Below are 20470 nucleotides of genomic sequence, written 5' to 3'. Positions count from 1 at the left end.
AAAAATTATACAAAATCTTATTTATAAAGAAAAGTTTTTTACCTATGATTTTTTACGCCAATTTTAGGACATATGTCGTTAATGGGGCATGAGGAGCAAAGGGGACTTATAGGCTTGCATATATTTTGCCCAAAAGAAACAAGAATTGGATTAATCTTTTTCCAATATTTTTTGGGAAGGACCTTTCTTAGCTCCAGCTCTGTTTTTTCAGGAGTTTTTGTCCTAACCCAGCCAATTCTATTTGAAATCCTATGCACATGGGTGTCCACACATATTCCATAATCATCAAAGGCTTCTGTGATTACCAAGTTTGCAGTTTTTCTCCCTACCCCTTTTATCTTAATAAGCTCATCAATGCTTCTCGGTACCATCCCTCCATAATTTTCTATTATTGTTTTTGCAATCTCCTTAATTAAAATTGCCTTCCTTTTATAAAAACCTACAGGATATATGAGTTTTTCAATAACATCTGTGGGTAGATTCAGAAGATCCTCAGGTCCTTTTACTACATTAAAAAGTCTTTCAACTGCCTCCTCGGTAGTTTTGTCCTTTGTTCTTAAGCTTAAGATGGTTCCAATAAGGATCTTAAAAGGATCCTTATCCTTTTTTCTTACCCTTGTAATTACAGGATCAGTAAATTTGGATACCTCTTCTTCAATTTTTGGAATAACATAGTCAAAATCCAATGCACCCTTCATAGATCTATATTCTATTTCATTTAAGAATTGTAGACAATAAAAAGACATAGATTTTCCCCTTGATTTATTTATGCCATTTCATATAATTTAGTGGGTTAGTAAAAAATGTAATTTTGGAGGAGTGTTTATGGAGAAGGGGAGCGGAATTTTAGTCTTAGGTAAGGAAGATTACCTGGTACCTATATTAGATTGGTGGGAAAAAGAGGGGTATAAAGTTAAGGTCTCTTTCGATTATAAGGGGGAAGAAGGATACAGTATTTTTTTGGTTTTGGGGAAGAAAGATTTAGATTGGGATAATATTCTAAAAGAATTAGAAAAATTTAGTTCAAAAAAGATTCTCCTAAATCCTTGGGGAGAAGAGTATAGTGCCCTTTATTCATCTATTTGGTCCGCCATAATATCCTTTGTTCCATCGGAGGATAAAAGAACTTATAAAGTAGAAATTCCCTATTATAGTGTAGAAGAGTATTCTAAGGAGGAGATAGTAAGGGAGCTTAATCTTCCCCAGGATAAAAATATTATTATTCTTTTAGGTGATTATTCTCCGTTAAAAGGTAAAATAAAGATCTTGAAGGAGGACCCATCCATATATTTATTGGGGATTTGCTTTTCTTTGGAGGAGGAGAATAAGTTAAGAGAGGAATTTAAGGATATTGAAATAGATTTTAGGGTTGTTAACTCTTGGAAGGATATTGTTAAGTATACTCAATCTGCAAAACTGGTAATTTTGTATCAGAAGGAGGAGGAATATCCTGTACTTTTTTATCAGGTAATTACAGGAGGAGCGGTAGTTCTTGTAAGAGATGTAGGCAGGTTAAAATATGAGTATCTTGAAAGTCTAAGATATAATGAGGATAACATAGTAGATAAGGTCAAAGAGTTATTGAGAAATGGGGAAGAAAGAGAGGATATATTAAAGTATTATCAAGGTATTGCCTATGGACATTCACCAGAGAGGGTAGGAAGTCAGTTTTTATACATCTTTGATGAGATTCTAAATCCAAAGAGTTATCCTCGAGGAGGAAAATTAAAGCGCTTTACTGGTAATCCCTTGTTTAAGGCGAGATACGACTTGACCATTGATGTAAAGGGAGAAAAGATTCATTGGGAGAGATTAGTTTACAATGCAGGAGCCATTAGATTAAACGGAGTTACCTATATTTTTTACAGGGCATTGGGAGAGGACGGTTTCTCAAGAATTGGGCTTTGGTGGAGTAGAGATGGATACAAGGAGGATGGAAGACTTCCTTTCCCAATTTTTGGACCAGAAGAAGAGTATGAGTCTCCTAAGAGATTGCAGAAAAGAAAGGATTGGCAGTTGAAGCACTTAGGCATGTTAAGGGAGCTTGGAGGAACAGAGGACCCAAGAATCTACCTAATAAACAACTATCTATATATGACTTATACATCCTATGGAGATTTAATTCAGCTTTCTCTAACAAAGATCCATATAGATGACTTTTTAAGGGGTGTAAAGGAATTCAAATCCTATGAGGAGTGGAAAAGGGTTTGGGAGAGAAATGGTCCTATTTTTAAGGGGCTTGATGATAAGGATGCAGTATTATTCCCCGTTGAGGAGAGAAAAGATGATATAAAATTGGGAGAGAAGGAGTATAAAGGAAACTTTATAAATCTTTTCCCAGAACTATACCATCAGAAGGTAGCTTTGATCCATAGGATTCCTCCTGATATGCAGATCTTATTTACCCACGAGATCCCATATAAAGGAGCAACTGTGGGAAGAACCTTTTTAATGCCACGTCCAAACTACTGGGATAGCGAGAAAATAGGGGCAGGAGCACCCCCTCTAAAGACTAAGTTTGGATGGCTACATATCTATCATGGGGTAGGAAGATGGAAAGGGAAAAAGGCATATGCCTTAGGTATAGTGATTACCTCTTTGGAAAATCCAGAAAAGGTAATATATCGCTCTCCATATCCCATCTTAGAGCCTGAGGAATATTATGAGGTAGAGGGATGGGTGCCTGAAGTAGTCTTTACCTGTGGGGTTGTACCAAAGTACAAAGACTCTACAGAAATATTGGATGAGAATGATGAGATCCTTGTTTATTACGGTGGAGCGGATGAGGTAATGGCTCTTGCAGAAGGAAGGATTGGAGATTTAGTTCCTAAGGAGCTATGAAATTTATTCTAATTATCTTTATATTTTGCTTGATTTTTACTTCCTACTCCTATGCCTTTGAGTTTGCGGTTATAGGGGATAGTGAGGGTTATGATGGAATACCAAGCATAACAGCTCTTCTTCTAAATAAAATATATAGCACATCCGCTAATTTTATAATTCACTTAGGAGATTTTATAAATAGCTGGGAAGGAAATGAACTTGAATTAGTTAAGAAACAATTCTCCTCTTCTCCAATCCCTATATATTTTGTGCCTGGGAATAATGATATATCAAAGGATGGTGGTAAAAATTTCAAGGATTTTACAGGAAGACCTTTATATTATTATTTTGACTTTGAGAATGCAAGATTCATCATCCTTAATAATGCTTTGGGAAGATTGGGAGAGGAGCAGATAAATTGGCTAAAGGAGGTTTTAAGTTCTTCGGGGGATAAAGTTAAGTTTGTTTTTATGCATAGACCACTTGTCCTTCCACCTATATTGGAGTTTTTCAGAAGATTTTATCCCTATTTAGGACACGATTTAAAAGAGACAAAAATTCTCATGGATCTTTTTGAGAGAGAGAAAGTAAAATATGTATTCTCAGGACATATTCATCTATATTTTAGGAAAAGGGTTGGAAATGTAACATACATAATATCGGGGAGTGGGGGAAGTATCCCCCACACCTCCATTTATGAGGCTGGAAATCCTCACTTTATCCTTATAGAGGTTAACGATAAAATAATTGATAAGAAGATTACTTTAGATGATCTCTAAGTCCGCCCTTCCTGCAGAGCCCCAAAACCTTGTAATAATATTTTCTAAGCCCTCTTCTTTCCTTTCAGAAAGCCATAGCTTTTTATACTTATAGGAGACTGCAATAAACTCCGCTGAATTATTTTTATTCTTTAATCTATTAATACCTATCCCAATTAGATCCCTTATTAAGGATAGATCCTCAGGAAGATTGGGTTTGTTTGCCTTTTCATACACCTTTTCATAAATTTCTATTAATTTTTCCTTATTAGCTAAGTTATCAAGTAAGCTCATGTAATAGTCCATCCAAAAGTCCCCTGTTTTCTTCCTCTCAGATGCTTTACTTGCCACTATTTCTGTGTAATACCTATAGGTAAAATCCTTAAAGAGAACATGCTTTAAAGTTTCTGAGATTATAGTATTTCCAAAATCCTTTCTTAAATCTAAAACTTCTTTCTCTTCACCTGTAAGGGCAACCCATTTATCCTCCCAGTTTCCATCCCCTTCCGCTATTTCCATGCTGGCAAGAATTAGAGGGTCTAAGAAGGAGAATAAACACTCCTCCCCATCATCTCCCCAGGCAGTAACCAGAAAACCTGGCAGTTTTTCCTCCTTTGCAGGGAGCAAGAAGTTTTTCAAGTTTGTTAGTGCCATATCAAAGTTTGGATAATACCTATTCCAGTTGGCAAGCCCTGGACATGCAAGCTCCTTTGCCTTTCTTTTCCCAAATAGATTTATCTTATTTCTAAAATGCTCTATGGAGTTAGCACTATAGTCCCAATTGGCGATTATCACCTCATCCCATATTTCGCTCTCTAAAGCCACCTTCCATCTTTCTCTCTCCTCTTCTGTGAGATACATACCTGTAAGCATATCTCCCCATAGGATGGGCTCCTTATTTTTCTCCTTCACAATATTTACCATGTTTCTATGATGCATCTCATAAAGGGATGGTCCCTCAAAAATACCTTTTTTATCCAGGCTCCTTCCTCTTCCCAAAGCCCAGGTTTCATCTCCCCCTATTAATATGTACTTTGATGGGAAGAAATCTAAAACTTCTTTCAATAGGTCATAGGCAAAGGATCTTGCTGATTCATTGGAAACGTTTAGACATCCCTCTTGGGGTCTATGCCACTCACTAAAGGTCCTAAAGTCGGGAAGAGATAAGATATGCTCCATATGTCCACAAAGCTCCAAGGATGGAAAAACCTCTATCCCAAGATTTTTCCCAAAATATATGACCTCTTTTAGCTCTTCTTCCGTCATTCTTCCTCTTAATCTTCCAATTTGTGGATATTTTCTCCATGGGAAAAGATCTTCAAAGTATATCGCAAAATAGTTATATTTTAATAAAAAGAGCCATTTTAGTAAGTTCTTTAGGGTTTCTACCTTTGGTACTCCTCCTCTTGCAATATCCAAGTGGTATCCTCTAAAGGAGAATGAAAATTCCTCCTCAATCTCTACCTCAGGCATTATATTCTTTTTTTGCATTAGGATTTGAATGAGAGTAGCATAGCAAATATGTTCGTTTCCCCATATATTCACAATTTTTTCCTTTATTTCTACTCCTATCCCTTCTCTATCAATCTTTTCAATTCTCCAGCTTCCTTTTGGAATATTAAACTCCCTTGAGATAAAATCTGGTAAATTTTCAAAGCCATCAAAGGGAAACCATCTTCCAGAAAAACTCATCCTTTTTGGCTCAGGAACAATGTAAATTCTTTCACTCATAAAAAATACCTCCCTTTTTTACCAGGGCATTTTATTTCCTTTGTAATCCATATAAATATCTTTATCGATCTTCCAATCCTTCATAGACAAAGAATATATGCCTTCCCCTGCCTCATCGGGTGAGATATCTGCATCTTTTCCACCCATATCGGTTCTCATCCATCCTGGATGTATTACAAGGACCTTAATGTTTTTCTCCTTTCCATAATTTTGTAATATGGCGGATGCCATATTCAGAGCGGATTTTGACATGCAGTATCCATACTCCCTATCTCTCCAGCAGTTTCCTATACTTCCTGCCTCAGATGATACATTTATTATGAGCTTTTTATTCCCCTTTTCCACTAAAGGATAGAAATACTTTAGTACTCTAAGAGGTCCCACTGCATTTACATTAAGAGTCCAAACCACTCTATCAATATCTATATTTTCTATGGTCCTTGTTCTATCCTCAATATATATCGCTGCATTGTTTATGAGTATATCTATGGCAGGCACTTTACTGCTTATAAAATTATAGGCGGTTCTCACAGACTCCTCAGAGGCTACATCCATGGGATACAATATCAGATTCTCATATTTATCCTTTATCTCCTCTAAATACTCTAAATTCTGTCTATAAGTGGCAATAACTTTATGACCTCTTTCAAGATATATCCTTGTGAGGGAAAAACCTAAACCCTTTGAGGCACCTGTGATAAGCACATTGTACATAACAAATCCTCCTTTTGTTTGTTTTAAAAACTATCTTTTTATATTATATCAATGGAAAAGATTTTTATGAACAAAAAAGTTAATTTACTAATGGAAAGTTCTTCTCTTTACACCAAAATTTCTTATATGTTATCATTAATCCTATGAAAATAGATCTTGAAAATTTTGACCTAAAAGAGTTTTGGGAAGAAAACGATTACTGTTTAAGGAATTTTCAAAATAAAACCAGGATTCCTATTTTTTATTGGCTTGATGACCATTTCCTTTTTGAATTAATAGATATTGAATCCACGATAAGATATTATACTGACTATAACTATAGATTGGATTGCCATAAAAGGGCAAATCAAATTTTGGAAAAAGCATTGGGCAGAAAATTTTATCCAGAAGATCCTGTAGAACCTCCATCTCCCAACCGTTTTGAGGTACTAATGGGAGCAAAGTATGTGTTAACAGAGGGAGGGACTCCTTGGCTTGTTTCCGAAGTTAGAGATATTGATGATGTGAAAGAATTGATAAAGAAAATGGAAAAGGTTAATATGGAAGAATGTGCTCTTCCAGAGGATTTTTATGAGAAAAAGGAACTTTATGAGAAGGAGACAGGGAAAAAGATTAAACTGGGAAGCTCAAGTAGAGGTCCTGCTACTTTAGCTACGAGCATTTTAGGAACAGAAAACTTATGCATTTTTATGATGGAAGAGGAGGAATTGCTCTTAGAATTTTACAATGTTTTATGTGAAAAATTGATTGAGTACTGCAGAGTATTGAGAAAGGCAACAAAAAACCAGGAGTATGGTTTTTCTATTATGGATGATAATTGTTTTTTGTTTCCTCCAAAGAAATATTTGAAGTTTTGTGCTCCCTTTTTAGAAAGGATATTCAAGGAGTTTGCTCCTCTTCCTCATCACTTAAGATATCAGCACTCCGATAGTAATATGAAACACTTAATGGGCATATTAAATGACTTAGGAATAAATGAGGTGAACTTTGGACCTGAGATTCATCCTAAGGAGATTAGAACCGCAATGCCAAAGGCTAAGATTTATGGACAGATGCCTCCCTTTACATTAAGAAATGGTACCTATGAGGAGATTATTAGTATTGTAAAAAGGGATATGGAGTGTTTAGGAGGGGATGGAAATTTTGTAGAGTGTACTGCGGGCAGTGTAGCTTCAGGAACTCCTTTGGAAAATATTAAGCTTTATATGTGGGCAGTAGATAAATTCTGTAGACTTTAATTATAGGAGGGAAACCTTATGCTATACCCTAAGGAGAATGAAAAGAGAGAGTTGAAAAATTTATCTGGTATTTGGAGATTTAAGATTGATAAGAGTAATAGAGGGATAGAGGAGAGATGGTATGAGAAACCATTAGAAGATGCAATCCCTATGCCAGTTCCATCAAGCTACAACGATATAACCCAAGATCCATCAATTAGGGATCATATTGGGTATGTGTGGTATGAAAGGGAGTTTTATATACCGGAGCATTGGAAGGGTAAGAGGATTTTTCTGAGGATTGGAAGTGCTACTCATAGTGCTATTGTTTGGATCAATGGAAGAAAGGCTTTTGAGCATAAAGGCGGATTTTTGCCCTTTGAGGGAGAAATAACTTCCCTTGTTTCCTTTTCAGGAGAAAATAGAGTTACTATTGCAGTTAGTAATATACTGGATTGGACTCTTCTTCCTCCTGGAGAGTTGGTTGAGCTTAATGATCCCTTCCATCCTCCCCATTACAAATTTCAGGAGTACTACTTTGATTTCTATAACTATGCTGGAATTCATAGACCTGTCTATATTTATGCACTCTCACAAAACTATATATCTGATATAAAAGTTGTAACGGATATAGAGAAAAGAAAAGGGATCATAAACTACGAGGTAAAGATAGTAGGAAAGGCGGAAAAAATTTTAGTATCCTTATGGGATAAAGGGGAAAAAATCTTAGAAATGGAGGGAGAAAGGGGGACCTTAATAGTAGAGGATGCAAAGTTTTGGGAGCCTTCAAACCCCTATCTTTATAACTTCAAAGTGGAATTATTCAATGATAATTTGGAAGATTGCTACTCTTTGAAGGTGGGAATAAGAACTGTTGAGGTAAAAGGGAGTAAATTCCTGTTAAATGGTAAACCTATTTATTTTAAGGGGTTTGGAAAGCATGAGGATGCGGATATAAGGGGAAAAGGGTATGATCCTGTTATTGCCCTAAAGGATTTTTATCTTCTAAAATGGATAAATGCTAATTCCTTTAGAACTTCCCACTACCCTTATGCAGAAGAGATAATGGATCTTGCGGATGAATTTGGTATATTGATTATTGATGAGGCACCAGCAGTAGGATTAAACTTGTGGGGAAGCAAAAAGACTTTCTGTCCTGAGAGGATAAGTGAGGAAACACTAAAATACCATATTCAGGTAATGAGGGAGCTAATTGATAGGGATAAGAATCATCCTTCTGTAGTAATGTGGAGTGTGGCAAATGAGCCTGCATCTTTTGAAAAAGAAGCGGAGGACTACTTCAAAAGGGTTATTGAAGAAACAAAGAAGATGGATCCAACAAGACCTGTTACTATTGTGGACTGTTTTTCACCCCATGAAAAGGATCCCTTTGAGTCAAAGGTAACAAAATACGTAGATGTTATATGTGTAAATAGGTATTACTCCTGGTATACAGATCCTGGAAATTTAGAGATCATAGAGTTTCAGTTGGAGAAGGATTTAAAAAAGTGGTATGAGAGATATAAAAAGCCTGTATTTTTAACGGAGTATGGAGCGGATACCATAGCGGGGTTTCATTCAGACCCTCCCCAGATGTTTTCTGAGGAGTATCAATTAGAAATGATTAAAAGATTTAATAATGTCTTAGATAGATTGGATTTTATTATAGGTGAGCATGTATGGAATTTTGCGGATTTTGCCACAAAGCAGGAAGTAAGAAGGGTTATGGGCAATAGAAAGGGAGTATTTACAAGACAGAGACAACCAAAACTTGTAGCCCATTATTTAAAAGAAAGATGGGGGAGGAAGTAGGTTTATCCCCCAATCTCTTTTAATACATCCCTTATTCTACCTTTGTGTTTTTCTAAAAGATTTTTGGCGGTGTTATAGTCTACACCTGATTTTGCCATTATTATTGCCAATTTTACATTGTTATTTGCCTTTTTTAATATTTCTTCTGCTTCCTTTTCCCCCAAATTACATGTTATATTTAATATCCTTTTTGCTCTTTCTTTTAATTTTTTATTTAATACCTGTACATCTACCATGAGATTATCATAAACTTTTCCTAATTTTATCATAACGCTTGTAGATATCATGTTGAGAATAAGTTTTTGGGCTGTTCCAGCCTTCATTCTTGTGGAGCCGGCAATTACCTCTGGCCCCACCAAGGCTTTAATAGTTTTATCACAGATCTTTTCCATGGGAGTATTCTCATTACAAACAATACCAACTGTAAAAGCACCTTTCTCCTTTGCAAATTTCAGTGCGGAAAGAACATATGGTGTTTTACCGCTTGCAGCTATACCAATGACAGTATCCTTCTCATTTATGCCCTTTTCCTCTAAATCCCTTCTCCCTCTCTCCTCATCATCCTCTATCCCTTCTACGGAAAATCTTAAAGCAAAATCTCCTCCTGCTATTATCCCCTGGAAAAGGTTAGGATCCGCTCCATAGGTGGGAGGAATTTCTGATGCGTCAAGCACTCCTAATCTTCCACTGGTCCCTGCTCCTACATAAAATACTCTTCCCCCTTTTTCAATTCTTTTTACAATCTCATCAACAACTTCTGCTATCTTTGGAATCTCTTTCTCAACAGCTAAGGGGACTTTTTTATCTTCCTCATTTATTATCCTTAGGATCTCTTCAGTACTTTTTTCATCTATATTTCTTGAATTTGGATTTATAGATTCTGTTAAGATTTCACTCATATTAAATTCCCCTTTTTAATTTTTTGTTTTATTATACCTATAAATATATTATCATTAAAATAAAAATTTTCCATTAGGAGGTAATAGGTATGGCAAATGAGATTTTAGGGACCGATTTGGTTGTACAAATTGGTATTGTAGTGAGGGATATAGAAAAAGCTTGTGAGGATTTTGCAAGAATTTTCAATGTGGAAAAGCCAGAGATCATAATTACAGATGAATATGAGAAGGCAAAAACCGAGTATAAGGGAAGTCCCACAAAGGCAAGGGCAAAACTTGCATTCTTCAACAACTTTAAGAATGTGGTTATTGAATTGATAGAGCCTGATGAGAACTCATCTACTTGGAGAGAATTTTTAGATACCCATGGGGAGGGAGTTCACCACTTAGCCTTCCAGATTAAGGGAATGAAGGAAAAAATTGAGCAATTTAAAAACTTAGGCTTTGAAGTGGCACAAAAAGGAGAGTACGAAGGTGGAAGATACGCCTACATAGATACTTTTGAGAAGCTAAAGTTTATAATAGAACTTTTGGAAAACGACTGAAAGACCTATAATTTTTTATAGGGGCAGAGTTTAATATCCTAATCTGTAATTAGGAGGGTAGGAATATATATTAGTTTTATAAGCTTTCAAAATAATTTCTTATCCTCTTTGCCATCAACTTTCTTCTTTCCTTTAAGAAATCAAAATAATTCATGTTCCAAAATTCATATGGTAAGTCATAGGTCTGATAGACCTTATTAAAATCACCATTTTCATATTTCTCTACTAATAAGGGGAAATACTCAGAAGGAGATTTATCAGTAATTTTTATATTATCTTTGTATTCTAAATAAATATAATTAGCAACCTGATTTACATCAGTTTTTTGGGTAATTCCTAATTTTGCTAAATAAGCTTTAGGGAATATATGATGTATATCAATTTGTTTCTTCTTTTGTACAATAAAAGGATTCAAATAATCTTTGAGTTTTATGTTAGAAAACAAAATTTTTATGTCACTATTGATTAAGGAAGCAAGATATACTAAATAAGCATTATTTGTCACACTGGAAGTTTGTAATACTTCTGGCAACTGAATATTCCAATAGTCTTCTGTTAAGTTTACTTTCAATTGATTTTCAATGTAAGAGATAAAATCGTATTTTGATAAATTGCTCAGGTCATTTTCAATTACAGATTCAGGAGAGCCTGTATATCTCTGAGTTAAAATGGAAAAAACAAACCATTTTTTAATGTAAGATTCTAATAATTTATAATCTACATTATACTCTTTTCCTATTAGATAAAAGCAGTAAGTTATAAAAAATGCTATATGGCTACTAATTAAGTCTTTATTTACAAAACCTGCAGAGTGAATTATTTTAATATAGTCATGCCAATTTGTAAGGTTTAAAGCCTTTTCCTGTGCAATTTTAAACTTTTCAATATTTTGATTTCTTACTTCCTCGCTTGTAATTTTATTTTCAAAATCCCTTCCTTTTAAAAGAGCATAACCAGACATGAGTCTGCCTCTTCTAAAGGCAAGTCCTATAATTGTCCTTAGTAAATGTTCAGGAGCTGCAGGCATCTTCATAATATTAAAAGGGGATGGCTTATTATCTATTGGCTGTTTTAAGGATTTTTCGTAAAATTCCTCAAGTTTATCTCTTCCTTCAGGATAATATATAGACAAAAGAGTTAATATGAAATCTTTCCAATAAAGATTTTGTCCTTTACTATTTATTCTCACAAAAATTTCGGCAACCTGTTCTTCGTTTAATTCTGGAGACAGTTCTATTACAGAGAATGGATAATTTTTAATCTGAGCTAATCTTTCAATTCTACTTGCTACTTCATTCTCATCAACTTCTAAATTTTTTTCTTTCAGTTTTTCAAGATATTCTTTTGTGAAACTAAAGGTAGAACCAGAAAATATCAAGCTTATATCTGAGATCCATTTTACATCTTTTTCTATAGCAGTATTAGAAACCTCAAATCTCTCCTCAATAGGGTTAAATGCAATTTTTATCTTAAATCTTTTACCACTTTTTGATAATATTTCTTTATTTTTAATAATTGAAAAAAGAGATGTTAACCTTTGTTGTCCATCAATTACCAAGTACTTAGGACTTACCTTAGCATCAGGATAAATAGGTCTTACACTATCCGCTTGGTAAATCTCCCATAAAACAATAGATCCAGTAGGTAAACCCTTATATATAGAGTCTATTAAATCTCGTGCTTTAGTGGTATCCCAAACGTAAGGTCTCTGAATATCGGGTAATGCAATAAGTCCCGTTTCAATATCATTTAATAAGTTCTCAATGGTGAAACTCTTATTATTGAATGTTAAAGCAGTTTTCAATGGACACATAATAAAAATCTCCTTAAAACATTATCTAAAAAAATTATACATGATAATATAAGGTTAGTAAACCTTTTTTGCCTAAACTTAGCAATTTCATTAATTTAGGTTTATAATATTATAAAAAGTTTTTCAATAGAAGGAGAAAATTATGAGAAAAATATTATATATATTGGTTTTTTCCCTTATTTTCCTATTTTCCATTGGTCTTTTTCTAATATATCCTGCTAATGATAATGTGAAAGTTTTGGCGGATGGAAATAATCTTTTTGCCTTTGATCTATACAAGGTTTTGGCAAGAAAAGAGGGAAATATTTTAGTCTCACCTTACAGTATTTCCTCTGCATTGGCAATGACCTATGCTGGAGCAAGAGGAAACACAAAGTTTGAAATGAAGAAGGTTTTGCACTTCAATTTAGAGGATGAGCATCTACATAAAACCTTCTCAGAAATTAATAATCTATTTAATGCTCCTAACAAGAATTATCAGCTTGCTATTGCAAACTCTCTTTGGGGACAAATTGACTATCCTTTTAAAAAAGATTTTGTAGATCTTATAAAGGAAAATTATGGGGCAGGTTTTTATGAGGTTGACTTTATTAATGAAGAAAATAGGGAGAAGACAAGATTAAGGATAAATAAATGGGTTGAAGATAATACAAATAATAAGATAAAAGATCTAATTCTTCCCGATGATTTAACCTATCTAACAAGGCTTGTTTTAGTCAATGCTCTATACTTTAAAGGAAACTGGGAGTATAAGTTTGATCCTAAGGAAACAAATCCCATGGACTTTTACCTGTCTAAGGATAAAAAATTAACTGTTCCAATGATGCACCAAAAGAACAAATTCAATTATACAGAGAATGATGATATACAGGTATTAGAACTGCCCTATGCAGGAGGGGATCTATCCATGTTGATTATACTTCCAAAAAAGGAAAAAAGCTTGGAGGTAGCAGAAAAATATTTATCCTTAGAGGAAATAAATAAGTTAATCTCAGATTTAAGGGAAAACTATTTGGATGTATATTTTCCAAAGTTTAAAACAGAGAAGAGATATTTATTAAATGAGCCTTTGAAAGATTTGGGAATGATAGACCCCTTTGATAGGAATTTGGCGGACTTCTCAGGGATAACAGGGGATAAGGACTTAGTAATTAGTAAGATGATTCACAAAACCTATATAGAGGTGAATGAGGAGGGGACAGAGGCATCCGCAGCAACAGCTGTTATTCTTGAGCTAAAGGCAGTTTATAAGCCTATAGTTTTTAAGGCGGATAGACCCTTTATCTTTCTCATAAGAGATAGGAGGACGGGAATAATTCTTTTTATAGGGAGGATCGTGAATCCCTTAGAATAATCTTATGAAGATTAGAACTTTAATAATTTTTCTTTTAATCTTTCTTATAACTTATGCTTACTCCTTTGAGTTTGCAGTGCTTGGAGACAGTAGGGCGGAGGGAGGAGCTCCCCTTGTTTTTGAATCCCTTTTAGAGAAGATATCTAAAACAAATGCAGAGTTTATAATCCACTTGGGGGACTTTTTGAATAATAGCGATCCAAAGGAGTATGAATTTTTAAAGAGACAGATTAGCAAGACAAAGCTACCTATATATTTTGTTCCAGGAAATCATGATATAAAGGGGGATATGGCTGTTAAAGCCTTTAAAGATTTTACAGGAAAGCCCTTATATTATTATTTTGACTATAAAAATGCAAGATTTATTATACTTAATAATGCTTTTGGAAAATTGGGAGAGGAGCAGATAAATTGGCTTATAGAAGTGCTTAGGTCTGCAAAAGGAAAGTATAAATTTGTATTTATGCATCAGCCTGTAATTGCTCCAAATTTTTTCCTCTCCTTCCATAAGGCGGATCCATCAGAGTCAAAAAGATTGATGAAGATTTTTGAGGAGGAAAAAGTAAACTATGTTTTTGCTGGACATATACATATGTATTATAGAAAGGTTATAAATAAAGTTGTCTATATAATTTCTGGGGTTGCAGGAGCCTCCCCCTATGTATCCCCTGAGACTATTAATGGTAAACCCCACTTTATACTTATTAAGGTAACCGATGATGGAATTGAGGATAAAATGATTCCTTTAGAAAACTAATCCATTATAATCATTACTGGTTTTCCTCTTACTTTTTCTATAATATTTGATACGCCAAAAACTTTCTCTATATTTTCTGATGTAATTACTTCAAGACCTCCCATGGCATAAACCCTTCCATCCTTTAAGAGAATGAATTTGTCGGAGAATCTAAGGGCAAGATTTATATCATGCATAACAGTTAATACCGCTATGTTTTGTTCCTTACAGATCTTTTTAATTAAACTCATTACCTCTATTTGATTTTTTAGATCCAAATTGTTTGTAGGCTCATCTAAAAGCATAATTAGAGGCTCTTGGGCAAGAGCTCTACCTATAACTACTTTCTGAAGCTCTCCCCCGCTTAACTCCGTCATATATCTTAAAGAAAACTCCTCAAGATTAAGCATCTCTATTATGTTTTTAGTTATCTCTAAGTCTCTCTTTGTAACATCAAATTTTATATGGGGTTTTCTTCCCAAAAGGATGCCATCAAAAACTATTAGATGAGATTGTTCTGCTCTTTGGGGGACATAGGCAATTATTTTTGCAATCTCCTCCTGAGATAGCTTATTTATTTCCATATTATTTACTAAGATCTTTCCTCTCTTTGGCTTTAGAATTCCATTTATACACTTTAAGAGGGTAGATTTTCCAGCCCCATTTACACCAAGGATGGAAACAAAATCTCCTCTATCTACGGAGAAGTTTACTCCCTTTAGAACAGGCTTTCCATCATATGAGAATTCTAAATTCTTCACTTCTAAGACCATCTCTTGCTCCTTATCAGGAGATATAAAAATATGGGTGCTCCCATAAAGGATGTGATTACTCCCACTGGTAGGATTATAGGAGATATAATGGTGCGTGATAGGGTATCTGAAATTAGTAATAATAGTGCCCCTAAAAGGGCGGATGCTGGAAGTAAAAACCTAAAATCATTTCCTATGAGTCTTCTCACCATATGGGGAGCTACAAGGCCAATAAATCCTATTACTCCCATAAGGGATACTACTACACTTGTAATAAAGGATGAGATTAGCATACCCTCAATTCTTAATCTCTGAGTATTAACGCCTAAGCTTTTTGCAGTATCTTCTCCTTCCTCTAAGGCATTATAATTCCAGCGATTCTTAAGAAAATATAAAAGTCCAATAATACATGCAATGGACATGATCCCAATATCTCTCCAATTAACTCTTCCTAAATCTCCAAAAAGCCAAAAAACAATGGATGCTACCTTAACATCAGTGGCAAAGGTTTGAAGAAGAGTAGTTCCTGCATTGAAAAGGGAAGCTAAGGCATTTCCAGCAAGGATGGCGGATGTAGGTGAAAGCCCTCTCCATTTTGCTAAGAGAAGAATAGTAATGGTACCGATAAGGGAGCCAATAAAGGCAAAGGTAGTTGTAAGGTATGGATTGTTTATTAATATGGCATCACTACTATGGGAATGTACAGAGCCCGCATTTAGTACTACAATTGCAAAGGCGGCACCAAAGGCAGCACCCTGTGATATTCCTAAGGTAAAGGGAGAGGCTAAAGGATTTCTTAATATGCTTTGCATTACTGCTCCAGATATAGAAAGGATTATCCCAGCAATGATTGCGGAAATTATTCTGGGAAGTCTTACATTCAAAAGGATCAAACTTTTACTATCTACATCCCTATTATTTATAAAGGCGGATATTTTGGAGAAAGAAAGGGAGGAGATAACCTCCCCAATAGTTAAATTATATGTGCCAATGCATAGGGCATATAATGAGAAAATTAGGAGAAATACAAGGAGAAAGCTAATAAACAAAAGCTTTCTCCTCGTATATTTTAGATATCCCTCTAAGATTTTATTCTGTAATTTGTATTCTTCTAAAGCCTCCATAACTCTTCTTCATCTCCTGATAAACGGGTTTGCCTACCAAAAATTCGTAAATCTCATCCGCTTTCTTTTCAGGATCTAAATCCTTAAACTTTTCAGGATACAAAACCTTACCAATATAGTAGGCATCACAAAGAGCGGTATCTATATTTGTAGTGTAGAAGTTAAAAGGAAGAATTACATAGAGATTGCCATTTTTTATCGCCTTTAGGGATTTAAATAATGGATCCTTTAAGTCTTGCATTACTAAGTCGTATCCACCTGCATCTATGAAAATGTAGTCAGGATCCCAGATAAGTAACTGTTCTTTATCTATGAAAAGTTGTCCCTCTTTATTTAGAGAATCTACTACATTTTTAGCATTTACTGCCATGAAGGGTGGAAAATTGCATGAAGTACTTGTTATACCATGGTTTCCTCTTGAACCAAGCCCTCCTACATAAACCTTCGGCTTTTTATTCTCAGAAATATACTTTGTTTTAATATTAAGCTCATTGGAACAGCTCCTTATAAATCTTATAACTTCCTCTGCCCTTTTTTCATTATTTAAAACCTTACCAATTACTCGAAGGGATCCAAAGATCTCATCCATTTCAAAACTTGCAAGAACACCGTAGGAAAGAACAACAACAGGAATCTTTACCTTTGCCTGGTAATCATCCGCTCTCCCTTTTTCCATATAGGTCATAAAGATTACATCAGGATTTAGTTTTGTCACCAGCTCTGGATCTGGACCATTTCCTATATTTCCAGGTCCTCCTAATCCAATTGGAGGTAGATTTAATAGCTCTGGATGTGCTAAAGCGTAAGGTCTTCCAGAAGGTCCCCAGTTTTTCTCCGCCTGCTCTATCCCTACCACTTTATCCCAAGCCTTCATATAGCATATGAGGCGTAAGGCTCCAGGTCCTCCAGCCACAATTCTTTTTACATTTATAGGCACCTCTACCTCTCTTCCTGCCATATCTACTATCTTTTTTGTTTTACTCTCAGAGAAAGATGAAAAAAGTAACAATAATAGAACAAAAACTAAAAATATCTTTATACCCTTCATTTTTCTCCTCCTCAGCTTATAAATTTTTCAATTAGGGTTGAAGTAAAATTATCTATCTCTGGAAGATGAATGTTTATTTCCTCTCCTTTCAAACCTGACTCAAGTATTTCCTTATTTTGAGGAATAATACAGGAAATCTCATCTTCTAAATGTTTTAACAGTATCTCTTTATTTTCATCATTAACTTTATTTAATACTATAATCAGTTCTTTTCCCGTTTCCTTAAGCATTTCTTTTACTTTTTTAGAGAGCATTATGGATTCATAGGTGGGGTCAATTACAAAAATACAAAGGTCACAACCCTCTTCTACCCCTCTTCCCAAATGTTCAATTCCAGCATCAGTATCTACAATAACGATCTCTTTCTCTTTTAATACAAGACTTTTAAGGAAATTTCTAAGAAGAGCACCCATAGGGCATGCGCAACCTTCCCCAAAATCCTTTATCTTACCTATAACAGATAAACTTATTCCATCTTTTTCCGCTATATATTCCTTTGGAATCTCCTCTTTACTTACAGTGTCAGTGATTTTTACAGATTCCCTCTCTGTAAAAAATCTTCTTAACTTCTCACTTATTCCCTTTTTACCTCCATATAGATTCATGAGTTCTTCAGGGGGATTAATTCCTAAATGTCTATATAATCCAAAATTAGACTCATCCCCATCCAAAACCCAAACCTTAAATCCCTTCTTTGCAAAACTTTTGGCAAGAAGAGCGGAGACAGTGCTCTTTCCTGCTCCTCCTTTCCCTAATACTAATATTTTCATTCCCTATTCCTCCTTTCATACCATCCAATCTTTGCATTTTCTACAGCATCAATGGCAGAAGAATATGGCTTAATATCTATAAGAGGAGTCCCATTTAAGGCATCAAGCCCTTTAACCTTTAAAATATTTCCCTTTATCTCCAAAAGCTCAACCACACAAAAACCTATAGGATTTGGTCTATTAGGAGATCTCGTGGCAAATACACCATGAATCTCACTATCATGGGGGGTATGGGTTAAAAGAATATCCCTTCTTGCTCTATGGAGCCAATAGAGAATGATAAGATGAGAACATGTTTCTACATCCTTTAGCCCCTCTTTGTACTCATCAAAAACTTCAATCTCTGATACCTCTTCGCTAAATCTTCCCTGATATAGTCCCCTTTCCTTATATGGAGAATGTATAACTCCTATAGGGAATAATTTTATATCCTCTCTCATAAGGATACTCCTTTAAGTATTACTTTTTTTAAAAAAAGTGCTACCATTTGGTAAAAGATTATATCACAACAGAAAAATAAAAACAATGGGAGATTTTTATGTATTTGGAACACGGAAGGAAGATGGTATCCCCTAAAGGTTTCTAATATGATGGAAATTACAAAATTTTAAAGTGACATTATCTCAAATCTATAAAATTTTAAGGACTTTAGCTCCCTTTATCTTTCCCTCTTTTAACTCTAATAAGGCTGTGTTTGCAGATTCTAAGGGGTAAATTTGCACCTCAGGTTTTAAATCCACTCTGCTGGCAAGTTCAAGAAATTCTATTACATCTTTTCTTGTTACATTGGCAACAGATTTTATCTCCTTTTCCATCCAAAGATCCCTCTCGTAGCTTATTCTTGTGAGATAATCCTTGTCTTTTTCCTCCTTTCTTATGGCGTTTATTACTAATCTTCCTCCCTTTTCTAAGTTTTTTAGCATCTCTACTACTGGTTTCCATGCTGGAGTTGTATCTATAATTGCCTTTATTTTTTCAGGTGGTTCATCCTCTATGTTTCCAACAAAATATGCTCTAAGCTTGCTTGCAAACTCCTGCTCTGCTTTGTTCCTTGTAAAGACGAAAATTTTTGAGTTTGGATATTTTGCCTTAATCATTTTTAGTACCAAATGACCAGATGCACCAAATCCACAAAGCCCAATATTTTCTCCATCTTGTAAATTACATAATTTTAGTGCCCTATATCCTACAGCTCCTGCACAAAGAAGGGGAGCTGATTCTTCATCTTTGTAGTTTTCTGGCAGTTTATAGGCAAAATCCTCTAAAACTACTGTGTATTCTGCATATCCACCGTCTGCATCTCTTCCTGTCCCCTTGAAATGTTCACATAGATTCTCTTGTCCCGAAAGACAATATTTGCACTTTCCACAAGCATAATTTATCCATGCAACTCCTACCCTATCCCCTATTTTAAACCTTCCTGCCCCTTCCCCTAATTTTTCAACAGTTCCAACGATTTGATGCCCAAGAATGATAGGAAGCTTGGAAGGAGGAGTTCTTCCCTCAATAATGTCAAGATCAGTTCTACAAACCCCACATGTATGTACTCTAATTAAGATCTCTTTTTCCTTTGGAGTAGGAATAGGGATTTCCTCAAGTTCAAGAGGATTTCTTTCTTTTGAAAGATCTTTAATACTTTTTAAAATCATTGCTCTCATAATTATATTATACTATATAAAGAGGGAGGGTTGTGAGATGCAAAGTTATAAATTAGATATTTTGATTCTTCATTTTGATGATACGTACTTTTACCAGCCCAATCTTTGCTCCATAGGAAGGGAGATAGATCTTAGGAGCTTCTCTGAAATAAGGTATATGTGCTCCTTTGATAGGTTGAAAATGCTTGATGAGAAAATTCCAAGCCTAAAAAGTAGTATAAATTTTTTAGGAAGAGGAGATTATCATTATTTGACCTATCTATTTGTAAAAAGAATAAAGTATCCCATTTCCCTATTAGTAATAGATAATCACTGGGATGGCTTTGAGACCTTTGAAAATTATATAAGTTGTGGGTCCTGGATCTTAGAGGTGAAAAAACTAAAAAATGTTAAAAATATAGTATTTATCAATTCCAGAGAAAAAATAGAAAGTAATCTATTTTTTGTAATATCCCAACCCTATCCCATCTATATAAGTATTGATAAGGATATACTTTCTGAGAAATATTTAAGGACAAGCTGGAAGCAAGGAGATTTATCGATTCTTGATCTTTACCATATTCTTTCTCATGTTCCAAGAGAGAAGATAGTTGGTATAGATGTATGTGGAGAACCAGCCTTTAATATATTAGAATATGAAAAAAGCGAAAGGATAAACTTAGAGATTATAAAGATAATGAGGGAAGAGAAAGATGTGAGGGTTTCTGCATAAAATA

At 34.7% G+C, this 20470-nt stretch carries 19 protein-coding genes; 8 read left to right on the top strand and 11 right to left on the bottom strand.

Features of this window, described 5'->3' with window-relative positions:
* Positions 1-38 precede the first annotated feature (38 nt).
* Complete coding sequence (locus CBR30_07440; protein PMQ01195.1) at positions 39-698, bottom strand: endonuclease III; 660 nt, start codon at positions 696-698, stop codon at positions 39-41.
* A 121-nt stretch (positions 699-819) separates the two neighbouring features.
* On the opposite strand from CBR30_07440, the gene CBR30_07435 reads away from it, so the two are divergent.
* Positions 820-2841 carry a glycosidase gene (locus CBR30_07435; GenBank protein PMQ01185.1) on the top strand — a complete coding sequence of 674 codons (2022 nt, stop codon included), beginning with the start codon at positions 820-822 and terminating at the stop codon, positions 2839-2841.
* On the top strand, positions 2838-3602 hold the full coding sequence (locus CBR30_07430) for a hypothetical protein (protein ID PMQ01184.1): 765 nt from the start codon (positions 2838-2840) through the stop codon (positions 3600-3602). Before CBR30_07435 ends, CBR30_07430 begins: the two co-directional genes overlap by 4 nt.
* Here the strand turns inward: CBR30_07430 and CBR30_07425 are convergent.
* Together CBR30_07425 and CBR30_07420 are read right to left on the bottom strand one after the other, a co-directional pair.
* On the bottom strand, positions 3588-5312 hold the full coding sequence (locus CBR30_07425; protein PMQ01183.1) for an N-acetyl-beta-hexosaminidase: 1725 nt from the start codon (positions 5310-5312) through the stop codon (positions 3588-3590). The two genes, CBR30_07430 and CBR30_07425, sit on opposite strands and share 15 nt — an antisense overlap.
* Before the next feature lie 18 nt (positions 5313-5330).
* Positions 5331-6026, bottom strand: a complete 696-nt coding sequence (locus CBR30_07420; protein ID PMQ01182.1) for a short-chain dehydrogenase — start codon at positions 6024-6026, stop codon at positions 5331-5333.
* A gap of 149 nt (positions 6027-6175) precedes the next feature.
* Between CBR30_07420 and CBR30_07415 the strand changes: the two genes are divergently transcribed.
* Together CBR30_07415 and CBR30_07410 are read left to right on the top strand one after the other, a co-directional pair.
* The gene (locus CBR30_07415; protein ID PMQ01194.1) at positions 6176-7264 is read left to right on the top strand and encodes a uroporphyrinogen III decarboxylase; all 1089 of its coding nucleotides are present in this window, start codon (positions 6176-6178) and stop codon (positions 7262-7264) included.
* An 18-nt stretch (positions 7265-7282) separates the two neighbouring features.
* Positions 7283-9055 (top strand): beta-glucuronidase, encoded by a 1773-nt coding sequence (locus tag CBR30_07410; GenBank protein ID PMQ01181.1) that lies wholly within the window; start codon positions 7283-7285, stop codon positions 9053-9055.
* A gap of 2 nt (positions 9056-9057) precedes the next feature.
* On the opposite strand, the gene murQ is transcribed toward CBR30_07410, so the two are convergent.
* Entirely contained in the window at positions 9058-9954 is an 897-nt protein-coding gene (gene murQ, locus CBR30_07405; protein ID PMQ01180.1) for an N-acetylmuramic acid 6-phosphate etherase, read from the bottom strand.
* Positions 9955-10043: 89 nt separating this feature from the next.
* Between murQ and CBR30_07400 the strand changes: the two genes are divergently transcribed.
* Entirely contained in the window at positions 10044-10499 is a 456-nt protein-coding gene (locus CBR30_07400; GenBank protein PMQ01179.1) for a lactoylglutathione lyase, read from the top strand.
* Positions 10500-10575: 76 nt separating this feature from the next.
* Here the strand turns inward: CBR30_07400 and CBR30_07395 are convergent, their stop codons facing one another.
* Positions 10576-12312 carry a hypothetical protein gene (locus tag CBR30_07395; GenBank protein PMQ01178.1) on the bottom strand — a complete coding sequence of 579 codons (1737 nt, stop codon included), beginning with the start codon at positions 12310-12312 and terminating at the stop codon, positions 10576-10578.
* A 142-nt stretch (positions 12313-12454) separates the two neighbouring features.
* Between CBR30_07395 and CBR30_07390 the strand changes: the two genes are divergently transcribed.
* Together CBR30_07390 and CBR30_07385 are read left to right on the top strand one after the other, a co-directional pair.
* The gene (locus CBR30_07390) at positions 12455-13666 is read left to right on the top strand and encodes a serine/threonine protein phosphatase (GenBank protein PMQ01177.1); all 1212 of its coding nucleotides are present in this window, start codon (positions 12455-12457) and stop codon (positions 13664-13666) included.
* Between the two features lie 4 nt (positions 13667-13670).
* Entirely contained in the window at positions 13671-14423 is a 753-nt protein-coding gene (locus CBR30_07385) for a hypothetical protein (GenBank protein PMQ01176.1), read from the top strand.
* Here the strand turns inward: CBR30_07385 and CBR30_07380 are convergent.
* The 6 genes from CBR30_07380 to CBR30_07355 form a co-directional block, all read right to left on the bottom strand.
* Positions 14420-15175, bottom strand: a complete 756-nt coding sequence (locus tag CBR30_07380; GenBank protein PMQ01175.1) for an iron ABC transporter ATP-binding protein — start codon at positions 15173-15175, stop codon at positions 14420-14422. The genes CBR30_07385 and CBR30_07380 overlap by 4 nt on opposite strands.
* Positions 15166-16278, bottom strand: a complete 1113-nt coding sequence (locus tag CBR30_07375; protein ID PMQ01174.1) for an iron ABC transporter permease — start codon at positions 16276-16278, stop codon at positions 15166-15168. Before CBR30_07375 ends, CBR30_07380 begins: the two co-directional genes overlap by 10 nt.
* On the bottom strand, positions 16244-17326 hold the full coding sequence (locus tag CBR30_07370; GenBank protein PMQ01173.1) for a hypothetical protein: 1083 nt from the start codon (positions 17324-17326) through the stop codon (positions 16244-16246). Before CBR30_07370 ends, CBR30_07375 begins: the two co-directional genes overlap by 35 nt.
* An 11-nt stretch (positions 17327-17337) precedes the next feature.
* Positions 17338-18096, bottom strand: a complete 759-nt coding sequence (locus CBR30_07365) for an ATP-binding protein (GenBank protein PMQ01172.1) — start codon at positions 18094-18096, stop codon at positions 17338-17340.
* Entirely contained in the window at positions 18093-18536 is a 444-nt protein-coding gene (gene tsaA / locus CBR30_07360) for a tRNA (N6-threonylcarbamoyladenosine(37)-N6)-methyltransferase TrmO (protein ID PMQ01171.1), read from the bottom strand. The genes CBR30_07365 and tsaA overlap by 4 nt, the downstream gene beginning before the upstream one ends.
* Before the next feature lie 189 nt (positions 18537-18725).
* Positions 18726-19760: an alcohol dehydrogenase gene (locus CBR30_07355; GenBank protein PMQ01170.1), complete on the bottom strand. Its 1035-nt coding sequence runs from the start codon at positions 19758-19760 to the stop codon at positions 18726-18728.
* 31 nt (positions 19761-19791) lie between these two features.
* Between CBR30_07355 and CBR30_07350 the strand changes: the two genes are divergently transcribed.
* Complete coding sequence (locus CBR30_07350; GenBank protein ID PMQ01169.1) at positions 19792-20466, top strand: hypothetical protein; 675 nt, start codon at positions 19792-19794, stop codon at positions 20464-20466.
* The last annotated feature ends 4 nt before the right edge of the window (positions 20467-20470 follow it).

The sequence above is a fragment of the Dictyoglomus sp. NZ13-RE01 genome (assembly GCA_002878375.1).
Taxonomy (GTDB): domain Bacteria; phylum Dictyoglomota; class Dictyoglomia; order Dictyoglomales; family Dictyoglomaceae; genus NZ13-RE01.
This window is presented reverse-complemented; position numbering and strand designations above follow the sequence as displayed.